Source organism: Clostridium sp. MF28, from assembly GCF_002969175.1.
GTDB classification, from domain to species: domain Bacteria; phylum Bacillota; class Clostridia; order Clostridiales; family Clostridiaceae; genus Clostridium; species Clostridium beijerinckii.
Genome location: NZ_CP014331.1, coordinates 3,525,269 through 3,538,287 on the forward strand (window position 1 = coordinate 3,525,269; position 13,019 = coordinate 3,538,287).

Consider the following 13,019-nt stretch of genomic DNA (forward strand, 5'->3'; position numbering starts at 1 on the left):
CCTTGTTTGAATTAAATAATTTTGATGCAATACAAATTGGCTTAGCATCTCCAGAACAAATAAGACAATGGTCAAGAGGAGAAGTTAAGAAACCAGAAACTATTAACTATAGAACTTTAAAACCAGAGAGAGATGGTTTATTCTGCGAAAGAATTTTTGGACCAATGAAAGATTGGGAATGTCACTGTGGAAAGTACAAAAGAGTAAGATATAAAGGGATAGTTTGTGATAGATGTGGAGTTGAAGTCACAAAAGCTAAAGTGAGAAGAGAAAGAATGGGGCATATAGAATTAGCTGCCCCAGTATCTCATATTTGGTACTTTAAAGGAATTCCATCAAGAATGGGATTGATTTTAGATATGTCGCCAAGAGCTTTGGAAAAAGTTTTATACTTTGCATCTTATATAGTGATAGATCCGAAGGAAACACCACTATTGAAGAAGCAGCTTCTTAATGAAAAGGAATATAGAGAAGCTGTAGATAAATATGGAGATGAAAGCTTTGTAGCAGGCATGGGAGCTGAAGCAATTCAAGATTTACTAAATGAAATTGATTTAGTAACTTCTTCAAAAGAACTTAAAGAAGAATTAAAGCAAAGTTCGGGACAAAAGAAAGTTAGAATTATTAGAAGACTAGAAGTTGTAGAATCGTTTAGAAAATCAGGCAATGATCCACAGTGGATGGTCATAAATGTGATACCAGTAATACCACCAGATTTAAGACCTATGGTTCAATTAGATGGAGGAAGATTTGCGACATCTGATTTAAATGATTTATATAGAAGAGTAATAAACAGAAATAACAGATTAAAGAAGTTATTAGATTTAGGTGCTCCAGATATAATTGTGAGAAATGAAAAAAGAATGCTTCAAGAGGCAGTAGATGCACTTATTGATAATGGTAGAAGAGGAAGACCAGTAACTGGACCTGGAAATAGACCTTTAAAATCTCTTTCAGATATGTTAAAAGGTAAACAAGGTAGATTTAGACAAAACTTACTTGGTAAGAGAGTTGACTACTCAGGTAGATCAGTTATCGTTGTTGGTCCAGAATTAAAAATGTATCAATGCGGACTTCCTAAGGAAATGGCAATAGAATTATTTAAACCATTTGTTATGAAAAAGCTTGTACAAGATGGAATAGCTCATAATATAAAGAGCGCCAAGAGAATGGTTGAAAGAGTATTACCACAAGTATGGGATGTATTGGAAGAGGTAATTGCAGATCATCCAGTATTACTTAACCGTGCACCTACATTGCACAGACTTGGTATTCAAGCATTCCAACCTGTATTAGTAGAAGGTAGAGCAATAAAACTTCATCCGTTAGCATGTACAGCTTATAACGCTGACTTTGATGGGGACCAAATGGCTGTCCATCTTCCATTGTCAGTAGAAGCTCAAGCAGAAGCTAGATTCTTAATGCTAGCTGCAACAAATATTTTGAAGCCATCAGATGGTAAACCAGTTTGTGTTCCAACACAAGATATGATTCTTGGATCATACTATTTAACCATGGATAAGAATGGTGCAAAAGGGGATGGAATGACATTCTCAAGCAAAGATGAAGCTATAATGGCATATGAAGTTAAAGAAATTGATATACATGCTCAAATAAATGTTAGAATGTTTAGAGAAATTGATGGTGTAGTTAAGTCTAAGATAATTAAAACTACAGTTGGAAAGATTATATTTAATGAATCAATTCCGCAAAACTTGGGATTAATCAATAGAGAAAATGAAGAAGATATGTTCAATTTAGAAGTTGATTTCTTAGCTACGAAAAAGTCATTAGGAACGATAATCGATCAATGTTACATGAAGCATGGTCCGGTTAAAACATCTATAATGCTTGATAATATTAAAGCATTAGGGTATCATTATTCATCAATCGGCGCTGTAACAGTTGCTTCATCAGATATAATAGTTCCAAAAGTGAAATATGATTTACTTAAGGAAGCAGATGAAACGATCGAAAAGATTGAAAAGATGTATAAGAGAGGTTTCATATCTGATGAAGAAAGATATGAAAGAGTTATAGAAAAATGGACTCAGACAACTGAAGATGTAGCCAATGCATTAATGGATAGTCTTGATAAATTTAATCCGATATATATGATGGCTGATTCTGGAGCCAGAGGATCAAAATCTCAGATTAAGCAATTAGCTGGTATGAGAGGTCTTATGGCCAGTCCGTCAGGTAAGATTATAGAGTTGCCTATAAGAGCATCATTTAAAGAAGGATTAGATGTAATAGAATATTTCTTGTCTACTCATGGAGCTAGAAAAGGTAATGCAGATACAGCGTTAAAGACGGCGGATTCTGGATATTTAACTAGAAGACTTGTTGACGTTTCTCAAGATGTTATTGTAAGAGAAGAAGATTGTGGTACAGATGAAGGAATATTTGTAAGTGAAATTAAAGAAGGTAATGAAGTTATCGAAGAATTAAGAGAAAGATTAATTGGTAGATATACAGCAGAAGATATTGTTGATCCAAAAACTGGTGATATAGTACATCCAAAAAATGAATATATGGATCCGTATGCAGCTGACAAGATAGTTTCAGCAGGAATTAAGAAAGTAAAAATTAGATCTGTGTTCACTTGCAAATGTAAAGTTGGTGTGTGTGCTAGATGTTATGGTATGAATATGGCAACAGCTAAAAAGATTGATATTGGAGAAGCTGTTGGAATAATAGCAGCACAATCAATTGGAGAACCAGGTACACAGCTTACAATGAGAACATTCCATACCGGTGGAGTTGCAGGAGCAGATATCACTCAAGGTTTACCTAGAGTTGAAGAACTATTTGAAGCTAGAAAGCCAAAAGGGCTTGCAATAGTAAGTGAAATTGCTGGTACTGCGAGAATAGAAGAGACGAAGAAGAAGAGAACAGTAATAATTATGGGTGCTGATGGAGAAGAACGTAGTTACGATATACCTTTTGGATCAAGATTGAGAGTCAATGAAAGTGATTATATTGAAGCTGGTGATGAAATTACAGAAGGTTCAGTAAATCCTCATGATATAATGAGCATAAAAGGAATAGATGGAGCAAGAAGATATTTACTTTCGGAGGTTCAAAAGGTTTATAGACTACAAGGTGTTGATATCAATGATAAACACTTAGAAGTAGTTGTTAGACAAATGACTAGAAAGATAAAAATTGTTGACTCGGGAGATACAGAATTATTACCAGGAACTATGATTGATATGTTTGATTTCTATGAAGAAAATGCTAGAGTAAGAGAATTTGGTGGAGAAGAAGCAAAAGGAGAACAAACTCTACTAGGTATAACTAAGGCAGCATTAGCAACTGATAGTTTTCTATCAGCAGCTTCGTTCCAAGAAACGACAAGAGTTCTAACAGAAGCAGCAATTAAAGGAAAAGTTGATCCTTTAGTTGGATTAAAAGAAAATGTAATAATTGGTAAGCTTATTCCAGCTGGTACTGGAATGATGAGATATAGATCTTTAAAGGTGGAAACAGATAGTGAATTGGTTGAAGAAACTATTGGAGAAACTGTTGAAGAATAAGCATGTATTATATTGACATGTGTAAAATTAAATGATAAAATACAATTTGTGTGATTTTAAATGTGAAATCACACAAATTAATGTGAATATATCATTTTATAAAAGTAAATTTATAGCTTAATACATAGGATATTGATTTATTGTGTAAAATTTAGGTATATTTGATAAGTTGTATGATATACTAATTCATATAACTTGATAAATTAGTGTTTATCTTAATTTTAAAATAGATAAATAAATTTCAGGAGGTGAAAAAATGCCAACTATTAGCCAATTAGTAAGAAAAGGCAGAAAAACAGCAGTAGTTAAATCAACTGCACCAGCACTTAAAGAGTGTCCTCAAAAAAGAGGTGTATGTACAGTAGTTAAAACAACAACTCCTAAAAAACCTAACTCAGCGTTAAGAAAAATTGCCAGAGTTAGATTAACAAATGGATTTGAAGTAACTGCATATATTGGTGGAGTAGGTCACAACTTACAAGAACATAGTGTTGTTCTTATAAGAGGTGGAAGAGTTAAAGACCTTCCTGGTGTTAGATACCATATCGTAAGAGGTGCGCTAGACTGCGCTGGAGTAGCTAACAGATTACAAGGAAGATCAAAGTACGGTGCTAAGAGACCTAAGAAGAAATAGAGGAATTTTAACAAAGAATAGTGCTTATCTTCAACAGAAATTATAGATTTTATTTTGAGTTTATATAGATGTAAAAGATGTAGCACTTTACGGTATGAAAAATACCGAGTACCGATGAACTTAAATTTAAAATGTTAAGGAGGGAAGAAAAGTGCCAAGAAAAGGACATATCGCAAAAAGAGACGTATTACCAGATCCAGTATACAATTCAAAGGTTGTTACTAAATTTATAAATAGTATAATGGAAGATGGTAAGAAGGGTGTAGCCCAAAAGATATGCTATGAAGCATTTGAATTAATAGCAAAAAGAAGTGGAAAAGAAGCTTTAGAAGTATTTGAAGAAGCTATGAACAATGTAATGCCATTACTAGAAGTTAAAGCTAGAAGAATAGGTGGTGCTACTTATCAAGTTCCAATCGAAGTTAGACCAGAAAGAAGACAGACATTAGGAATAAGATGGATGTTAATAGCAGCTAGAAAAAGAGGCGAAAAGCTAATGAGTGAAAGAGTTGCTGGTGAATTATTAGATGCATCTAATAATACAGGAGCAGCTGTTAAGAAGAGAGAAGATACTCATAAAATGGCAGAAGCTAATAAGGCATTTGCTCATTACAGATACTAATATCTATAAAACTGTTTTGGCTTATGCTAAGGCAGTTTTGTCAAATTAAATTATATTTTACTCATTGAGAGGAGGACAAATAAATGGCTAGAAAATATCCTTTAGATAAATTCCGTAACTTCGGTATAATGGCTCATATAGATGCTGGTAAGACAACAACTACTGAACGTATATTGTTCTATACAGGAGTGAGTCACAAAATAGGGGAAGTTCATGATGGTGAAGCTACAATGGACTGGATGGTTCAAGAACAAGAAAGAGGTATAACAATTACTTCAGCAGCAACTTCATGTTTCTGGAAAGAACATGAACTTAATATTATAGATACTCCTGGTCACGTAGACTTCACAGTTGAAGTTGAAAGATCATTAAGAGTACTTGATGGAGCTGTTACAGTTCTTGATGCAAAGAGCGGTGTTGAACCACAAACTGAAACTGTTTGGAGACAGGCGGATAAGTATGGTGTGCCAAGAATGATTTATGTAAATAAAATGGATGCAACAGGTGCTGATTTCTTTAGATGTATTCAAACAGTTAAAGATAGATTAAAAGCAAACGCAGTTCCGATTCAGATTCCAGTAGGTAGCGAACAAGGCTTCAAAGGAATGGTTGACCTTATAAAGAATGTTGCTTTTATATTCTATGATGATCTTGGAAAAGATATGAGAGAAGAAGCTATACCAGCTGAATATGCTGATCAAGCTGAAGAATACAGAGCAGCAATGATAGAAGCTATTGCTGAAACAGATGAAGAATTAATGGAAAAGTATTTAGAAGGTGAAGAACTTACAATTGAAGAATTAAAAGCTGCTTTAAGAAAAGCTACAATTGCTAACGAAATATATCCTTGTATTTGTGGTTCTTCATACAAAAACAAAGGTGTTCAAGAAATGATTGATGGAGTTGTAGATTACTTACCATCACCATTAGATGTTCCAGCAATAAAAGGAACAACATTAGATGGAGAAGAAGATCATAGAAATTCTTCAGACTCTGAACCATTATCAGCTTTAGCATTTAAAATAGCTACTGATCCATTTGTTGGTAAATTGGCATTTACAAGAATATATTCTGGCGTAATGCAGAGTGGTTCATATGTTCTTAACTCAACAAAAGGTAAGAAAGAAAGAATCGGTAGACTTGTTAAGATGCATTCAAATTCAAGATCAGAAGTTGAATCATTAGAAGCAGGGGAAATTGGTGCAGTAATTGGATTAAAAAACACTACAACAGGTGATACTTTATGTGCAGAAAATAGTCCAATAATTCTTGAAGCTATGGAGTTCCCAGAACCAGTTATAAGAGTAGCTATTGAACCAAAGACAAAAGATGCTCAAGAAAAGATGGGTATGGCATTAGCTAAATTAGCAGAAGAAGATCCTACATTTAAGACTTGGACTGATACAGAAACAGGTCAAACAATTATTGCGGGTATGGGAGAGCTTCACTTAGAAATAATTGTTGATAGACTTCAAAGGGAATTTAAAGTTGAATGTAATGTTGGAGCACCTCAGGTTGCTTATAAGGAAACAATTAGATCAGCTGTTAAAGCAGAAGCTAAATATGCTAAACAATCAGGTGGTAAAGGACAATACGGTCATGCTGTAATTGAAATGGAACCAACTGAAGGCGAATATGTATTTGAAAATGCTGTTGTTGGAGGAGCTATTCCTAAGGAATACATACCAGCTATTGATGCAGGTATTCAAGAAGCATCTAAAAATGGTATAATTGCAGGCTATAATGTTATTAACTTCAAAGTTAAATTAGTACACGGTTCATACCATGAAGTTGACTCATCTGAAATGGCATTTAAAATAGCAGGTTCTATGGCATTTAAGAATGCAATGGCTAAAGCAAGCCCTGTACTTCTTGAACCAATGATGAAAGTTGAAGTAACAGTTCCAGAAGAATACATGGGAGATGTTATCGGAGATATCAATTCAAGAAGAGGTATAATGGAAGGTATGGAAGCTCTTAATGGAGCGCAAGTTATTAGAGCGTTTGTTCCATTATCAGAAATGTTTGGATATGCTACTACTTTAAGATCTAGAACTCAAGGTAGAGGAGTTTACTCAATGGTATTTGATCACTATGATGAAGTTCCAAAGAATATTCAAGAACAAATTGCAGGTAGCAGAGCTAAATAAAGAGTAATATAAAGTTTTTATCATATTGTATATTAAATTATTTTACGGAGCATATAATGTGTTTTAATAATTTTTATATAATATGGTAAAAAACTTGAATAATAAATATAGATATTAAAATATCTATAAGTTATAATATTTACGAAAAGATTCTTTAAATTATGTCTATCAAGGGAGGAAAATTATAATGGCAAAAGCAAAGTATGAAAGAAGTAAGCCACACGTTAATATTGGAACAATAGGTCACGTAGACCATGGTAAGACAACATTAACAGCAGCAATCACAACAGTATTAGCAAATAAAGGATTTGCAGAAGCATTTAACTATGCAGATATTGATAAGGCTCCAGAAGAAAAAGAAAGAGGAATCACAATCAATACAGCACACGTTGAGTACCAAACAGAAAACAGACACTATGCGCACGTTGACTGTCCAGGGCATGCTGACTATGTTAAGAACATGATCACAGGAGCAGCACAAATGGATGGAGCTATCTTAGTTGTATCAGCAGCAGATGGTCCAATGCCACAAACAAGAGAACATATACTACTAGGATCAAGAGTTGGTATCCAATATATCGTAGTATTCTTAAATAAAGCAGATATGGTAGACGATCCAGAATTATTAGAATTAGTAGAAATGGAAGTAAGAGAATTATTAAGTGAATATGACTTCCCAGGAGACGATATTCCAGTAATAACAGGATCAGCATTAAAAGCATTAGAAAATCCAACAGATGAAGAAGCGATTAAGCCAATCATGGATTTAATGGAAGCAGTAGATAGCTATATCCCAACTCCAGAAAGAGCAACAGATAAGCCGTTCTTAATGCCAATCGAAGATGTATTCACAATTACAGGAAGAGGAACAGTTGCAACAGGAAGAGTTGAAGCTGGAGTACTTCATGTAGGAGATGAAGTAGAAATCGTTGGATTAAGTGAAGAAAAGAAGAAAGTTGTAGTAACTGGAATCGAAATGTTTAGAAAGTTATTGGATGAAGCGCAAGCAGGAGATAACATCGGAGCATTATTAAGAGGAGTTCAAAGAACTGATATTGAAAGAGGTCAAGTTTTATCAAAACCAAATTCAGTACATCCTCATACTAAATTTGTAGGTCAAGTATACGTACTTAAGAAAGAAGAAGGTGGAAGACATACTCCATTCTTCGATGGATACAGACCACAATTCTACTTCAGAACAACAGACGTTACAGGATCAATCAAATTACCAGACGGAATGGAAATGGTAATGCCTGGAGATCACATTGATATGAATGTTGAATTAATCACTCCAATCGCAATGGATGAAGGATTAAGATTTGCTATCAGAGAAGGCGGAAGAACTGTGGGTTCTGGAGTTGTTACTAAAATAGTAGAATAAGATACATTTATATTTGACGGTAAAAGCAAGGTATAATTTCCTTGCTTTTATTTTATGAATTATATAATTTAGTTAGTATTTCATAATAAAATCGGATTGTTATCACAAATATTTATTTATTATCGCAAAATAAATCATAACAAACTGATATAAAATTTTTAGTAAAGATAATTAAAAAATCACCCAATATAAGGAATTAAAAAAAAATAGGAAAATGTAAAAAAAAGCTTGAAAAGACAATATAACAATAGTATAATTAAGAAGTTGCATAGCATACAGCGAGGATTCAAGAGGTTGCCGGACTTCCGGGTAATTCTTGATGAGTAAGTTTGGATCTAGAATCCGACGACAGGGATTCTGTATTAGGTTTGGATATCACGAAACACCTGGAACAGTTTACAGAATAGCCGCTGTTGTGCGTTAGAAGTAAAACGTACATAAAAGGAGGGAAATGAAATGTCAAAGCAAAAAATAAGAATTAGATTAAAGGCTTTTGATCATACAATTTTAGATCAATCAGCTGAAAAAATTGTTGAAACTGCAAAAACATCAGGAGCTAAGGTTGTAGGACCAGTGCCACTACCAACTGAAAAAGATGTTGTTACAATATTAAGAGCGGTTCACAAGTACAAAGATTCAAGAGAACAATTTGAGATAAGAACTCATAAGAGATTAATCGATATTGTTAATCCATCACCTAAAACTGTTGATGCATTAATGAGATTAAATCTTCCAGCGGGTGTTGATATAGAAATCAAGCTTTAGTACTGGAAATAATATAAAAACGGCTAGTTATGATTGTTAACAGTCCGCTAATTAGTTTGGGAGGTGTAAATACATGAAAAAAGCTATAATTGGAAGAAAAGTTGGAATGACACAAATTTTTGATGAAAAAGGAAAAGTGATTCCTGTAACTGTAGTAGAAGCTGGCCCATGTGTTGTTGTTCAAAAGAAAACATTAGAAAATGATGGTTATGAAGCAATACAAGTTGGTTTCGATGAAATAAGAGAAAAATTAGCTAATAAGCCAAGAAAAGGTCACTTTGCTAAGGCTGGAGCTACTTTAAGAAGAACTCTTAAAGAATTTAGACTTGACGATATAAGTCAATACGAAGTTGGAAATGAAATAAAAGCTGATGTATTTGGAGCAGGAGATAAAGTTGATGTATCTGCAGTATCTAAGGGAAAGGGTTTCCAAGGATCAATTAAAAGATGGAATCAACAAAGAGGACCTATGACTCATGGTTCTAAGTTCCATAGAGCGCCAGGTTCAATGGGAGCTTCATCAGATCCATCTAGAACATTCAAAAACAAGAGAATGCCAGGACATATGGGATCTGTAAATACAACAGTACTTAATTTAGAAGTTGTTAAAGTAATAGCTGAAAAGAATTTAATACTAATTAAGGGTGGAATCCCAGGACCTAATAAAGGTACAGTAGTAATTAAAGATACAGTTAGAGCTTAATTTCTTTGAAGAAAGGAGGAAATAAAATGCCTACAGTAGGAGTATTTAATAAAGAAGGAAATAAAGTTGCAGATATGGAATTAAATGAAAATGTATTTGCAGCAGAAATTAATGAATATGCATTGCACCAAGTAGTAGTTGCATTATTAGCTAACAAAAGACAAGGAACTCAATCAACTAAAACTAGATCTGAAGTTAGAGGAGGCGGAATCAAGCCTTGGAGACAAAAGGGTACTGGAAGAGCAAGACAAGGTTCTATCAGATCACCACAATGGATCAAAGGTGGAATTGTATTCGCACCAAAGCCAAGAGACTACAGAGTTTCAGTTCCAAAGAGTATGAGAAAGGTTGCTATGAAATCTGCTTTAACTAGCAAGGTTCAAGATAATCAAATGATAGTTCTTGATTCGTTAAATTTTGAAGCACCAAAAACTAAGAGTATGATAGAAATGCTAAAGGCTTTAGAAGCTAATAAAGCATTAATTATAACAGCTGAATCAAATGAAGTTGTTTATAAGTCAGCAAGAAACATTCAAGGAATAAGTGTTATTCCTGCAAACAACATCAATGTATATGATTTATTAAAATATGAAAAATTAATCATAACTAAAGATGCTGTATCAAAAATTGAGGAGGTGTACGCATAATGAAATTAACAAGCCATGATATAATAAGAAAGCCAATCATAACTGAAAAAAGTATGGCGTCTATGGCCGAAAAAAGGTACACTTTCATAGTTCATGTTGATGCTAATAAATCTCAAATAAAGAGAGCTGTGGAAGAAGTTTTCAATGTTAAAGTTGAATCTGTTAACACTATAAACGGCTTAGGTAAAACTAAGAGAATGGGCGTACATGTAGGTAAGAGATCAGATTACAAGAAAGCTATAGTTACATTAACTGAAGAAAGTAATGGAATTGAATTCTTCGAGGGAATGCAATAATAGTAGAATAAAGCCATTATTGGTGATCAACACCAGAGAAGCTTGAAGAAGGAGGGAATTTTAAATGGCAGTTAAAAAGTTTAACCCTATTACACCAGCAAGAAGACAAATGACTATGCCAACTTTTGAAGAAATAACTTCACAAGAACCAGAAAAGTCACTTCTTGTTGCATTAAAGAGTAAAGCGGGTAGAAATGCTCAAGGTAAAATTACTGTTAGACATCGTGGCGGCGGTGTTAAGAGAAAATATAGAATAATAGACTTTAAAAGAAATAAAGATGAAATCCCAGCAAAGGTTGCAACTATAGAATATGATCCAAACAGATCAGCATATATTGCTCTTGTTATATATAGCGATGGAGAAAAGAGATATATTCTTGCGCCTGCAGGATTAAAAGTTGGAGATGTAATAGAGTCTGGAGTTAATGCTGATATCAAACCTGGTAATGCACTTCCATTAAAGAACATACCAGTAGGTACAGTTATTCACAATATAGAGTTACAAAGAGGTAAAGGTGGTCAATTAGTTAGAGCAGCAGGTGGATCAGCTCAATTAATGGCTAAAGAAGGAGATTATGCAACTCTTAGATTACCATCAGGTGAAATGAGATATGTAAGAATCGAATGTAGAGCTACAATAGGAACACTTTCTAATGCGACAAACGATATTGTTAATATCGGTAAAGCTGGTAGAAAGAGACATATGGGATGGAGACCAACAGTTAGAGGATCTGTAATGAACCCTAATGATCACCCTCATGGTGGTGGTGAAGGTAAGTCTCCAGTTGGTAGACCAAGTCCAGTTACTCCATGGGGTAAACCAGCACTTGGATACAAAACTAGAAAGACTAAGAAATATTCAGATAAATTTATTATCAAAGATAGAAGAGCTAAGTAGTTTGAGGAGAATAGTAAGTTCTCTTCACAACTTAGACCTTAGTGTTTATGAAGGGAGGCATATTAGTGAGTAGATCAACAAAGAAAGCACCTTTTGTTCATGAGGGACTTTTTAAGAAAATAGAAGAAATGAATGGTAATGGAGAAAAAAAGGTTGTTAAGACTTGGTCAAGAAGTTCAACAATTTTTCCACAATTCATAGGTCATACAATTGCTGTTCATGATGGAAGAAAGCATGTACCAGTATATATATCAGAAGATATGGTTGGCCATAAATTAGGTGAGTTTGTATTAACTAGAACTTATAAAGGTCATGACGATAAAACATCAAAAAGATAGCCTGGAAAGGAGGATCATAAATGGAAGCTAGAGCTATAGCAAAATATATTAGAATGTCTCCAACAAAGGTAGGAGTAATTCTTGATTTAATAAGAGGAAAACAAGTTAACGAAGCTTTTGCTATTTTACAATATACTCCAAGAGAAGCAGCGGTAGTTATAAATAAAGTTTTAAAATCAGCTGTTGCTAATGCAGAAAACAATTTGGAATTGAATGCTGATAACTTATATGTTTCAGAGTGTTTCGTTGGTCAAGGATCAACATTAAAGAGATTCCAACCTCATGCTCAAGGTAGAGCATTTAAAATATTAAAGAAAACAAGCAATATAACAGTAGTTGTTAAAGAAAGAGCTTAATAAGATAAAAGGAGGGAAAAGCAAGTGGGTCAAAAAGTAAATCCTCATGGCCTTAGAGTAGGTGTTATCAAGGGATGGGACGCAAAATGGTATGCTAACAAGAAAAACTTTGCTGATAATCTTATAGAAGATAACAAGATCAGAAAATTTGTGAAAAAGGAACTTTTTTCTGCAGGTATTTCTAAAATTGAAATTGAAAGAGCTGCGAAAAGAGTAAAATTAAACATATATACAGCAAAGCCTGGTGTTATAATAGGTAAAGGTGGATCTGGAATTGAGGCTTTAAAAAATAAATTAACTCAATTCGTTGAAAATAAGAATGTTTTAATAAACATAGTTGAAGTTAAAAGTGCAGAAGCTGATGCACAATTAATGCTGAAAATATTGCTGCACAATTAGAAAAAAGAATTTCATTCAGAAGAGCTATGAAGCAAACAATGCAAAGAGCTATGAAACACGGAATAAAAGGTGTAAAAACTGCTTGTTCTGGTAGATTAGGTGGAGCAGAAATAGCAAGAACTGAACATTATCATGAAGGAACAATTCCACTACAAACATTAAGAGCTGATATCGATTATGGATTTGCTGAAGCAGATACAACATATGGAAAAATCGGAGTTAAGGTTTGGGTTTATAATGGAGAAGTTCTTCCAACTAAGAAAGTAGAAAAGGAAGAGGCTAACGCATAGG

At 33.8% G+C, this 13,019-nt stretch carries 12 protein-coding genes and 1 pseudogene; all 13 read left to right on the forward strand.

From position 1 onward, the window contains the following. The first annotated feature begins 2 nt into the window (after positions 1-2). Positions 3-3,539, forward strand: coding sequence for a DNA-directed RNA polymerase subunit beta' (rpoC, locus tag AXY43_RS15280; RefSeq protein WP_023976907.1), 3,537 nt, complete (start codon positions 3-5; stop codon positions 3,537-3,539). Between the two features lie 256 nt (positions 3,540-3,795). After that, positions 3,796-4,173 carry a 30S ribosomal protein S12 gene (gene rpsL / locus AXY43_RS15285; RefSeq protein ID WP_011967508.1) on the forward strand — a complete coding sequence of 126 codons (378 nt, stop codon included), beginning with the start codon at positions 3,796-3,798 and terminating at the stop codon, positions 4,171-4,173. A 151-nt stretch (positions 4,174-4,324) separates the two neighbouring features. Next, a complete protein-coding gene (gene rpsG / locus AXY43_RS15290) occupies positions 4,325-4,795 on the forward strand; it encodes a 30S ribosomal protein S7 (RefSeq protein ID WP_017210137.1) in 471 nt (156 codons plus the stop codon). 83 nt (positions 4,796-4,878) lie between these two features. Further along, positions 4,879-6,945 (forward strand): elongation factor G, encoded by a 2,067-nt coding sequence (gene fusA, locus AXY43_RS15295; RefSeq protein ID WP_023976906.1) that lies wholly within the window; start codon positions 4,879-4,881, stop codon positions 6,943-6,945. A gap of 187 nt (positions 6,946-7,132) precedes the next feature. Then, complete coding sequence (tuf, locus tag AXY43_RS15300) at positions 7,133-8,326, forward strand: elongation factor Tu (RefSeq protein WP_031276475.1); 1,194 nt, start codon at positions 7,133-7,135, stop codon at positions 8,324-8,326. A 456-nt stretch (positions 8,327-8,782) separates the two neighbouring features. Continuing rightward, on the forward strand, positions 8,783-9,091 hold the full coding sequence (rpsJ, locus tag AXY43_RS15305) for a 30S ribosomal protein S10 (RefSeq protein ID WP_002582605.1): 309 nt from the start codon (positions 8,783-8,785) through the stop codon (positions 9,089-9,091). Positions 9,092-9,164: 73 nt separating this feature from the next. Beyond that, entirely contained in the window at positions 9,165-9,794 is a 630-nt protein-coding gene (rplC, locus tag AXY43_RS15310; protein ID WP_011967511.1) for a 50S ribosomal protein L3, read from the forward strand. A gap of 26 nt (positions 9,795-9,820) precedes the next feature. Further along, positions 9,821-10,441, forward strand: a complete 621-nt coding sequence (gene rplD, locus AXY43_RS15315; protein WP_011967512.1) for a 50S ribosomal protein L4 — start codon at positions 9,821-9,823, stop codon at positions 10,439-10,441. Then, positions 10,441-10,737: a 50S ribosomal protein L23 gene (gene rplW, locus AXY43_RS15320; RefSeq protein ID WP_011967513.1), complete on the forward strand. Its 297-nt coding sequence runs from the start codon at positions 10,441-10,443 to the stop codon at positions 10,735-10,737. The genes rplD and rplW overlap by 1 nt, the downstream gene beginning before the upstream one ends. A 64-nt stretch (positions 10,738-10,801) precedes the next feature. Then, the gene (gene rplB, locus AXY43_RS15325; RefSeq protein WP_017209698.1) at positions 10,802-11,635 is read left to right on the forward strand and encodes a 50S ribosomal protein L2; all 834 of its coding nucleotides are present in this window, start codon (positions 10,802-10,804) and stop codon (positions 11,633-11,635) included. A 65-nt stretch (positions 11,636-11,700) separates the two neighbouring features. Then, positions 11,701-11,973, forward strand: coding sequence for a 30S ribosomal protein S19 (gene rpsS / locus AXY43_RS15330; protein ID WP_023974821.1), 273 nt, complete (start codon positions 11,701-11,703; stop codon positions 11,971-11,973). A gap of 20 nt (positions 11,974-11,993) precedes the next feature. Then, on the forward strand, positions 11,994-12,329 hold the full coding sequence (gene rplV / locus AXY43_RS15335) for a 50S ribosomal protein L22 (protein ID WP_009167817.1): 336 nt from the start codon (positions 11,994-11,996) through the stop codon (positions 12,327-12,329). A 24-nt stretch (positions 12,330-12,353) separates the two neighbouring features. After that, a pseudogene (gene rpsC, locus AXY43_RS15340) lies at positions 12,354-13,018 on the forward strand (30S ribosomal protein S3). Position 13,019: the final 1 nt, after the last annotated feature.

Coding starts and splice junctions, on each gene's coding strand:
- rpsL (WP_011967508.1), top strand. CDS start 3,796: ATGCCAACTATTAGCCAATTAGTAAGAAAAGGCAGAAAAACAGCAGTA.
- fusA (WP_023976906.1), top strand. CDS start 4,879: ATGGCTAGAAAATATCCTTTAGATAAATTCCGTAACTTCGGTATAATG.
- tuf (WP_031276475.1), top strand. CDS start 7,133: ATGGCAAAAGCAAAGTATGAAAGAAGTAAGCCACACGTTAATATTGGA.
- rpsJ (WP_002582605.1), top strand. CDS start 8,783: ATGTCAAAGCAAAAAATAAGAATTAGATTAAAGGCTTTTGATCATACA.
- rplC (WP_011967511.1), top strand. CDS start 9,165: ATGAAAAAAGCTATAATTGGAAGAAAAGTTGGAATGACACAAATTTTT.
- rplD (WP_011967512.1), top strand. CDS start 9,821: ATGCCTACAGTAGGAGTATTTAATAAAGAAGGAAATAAAGTTGCAGAT.
- rplW (WP_011967513.1), top strand. CDS start 10,441: ATGAAATTAACAAGCCATGATATAATAAGAAAGCCAATCATAACTGAA.
- rplB (WP_017209698.1), top strand. CDS start 10,802: ATGGCAGTTAAAAAGTTTAACCCTATTACACCAGCAAGAAGACAAATG.
- rplV (WP_009167817.1), top strand. CDS start 11,994: ATGGAAGCTAGAGCTATAGCAAAATATATTAGAATGTCTCCAACAAAG.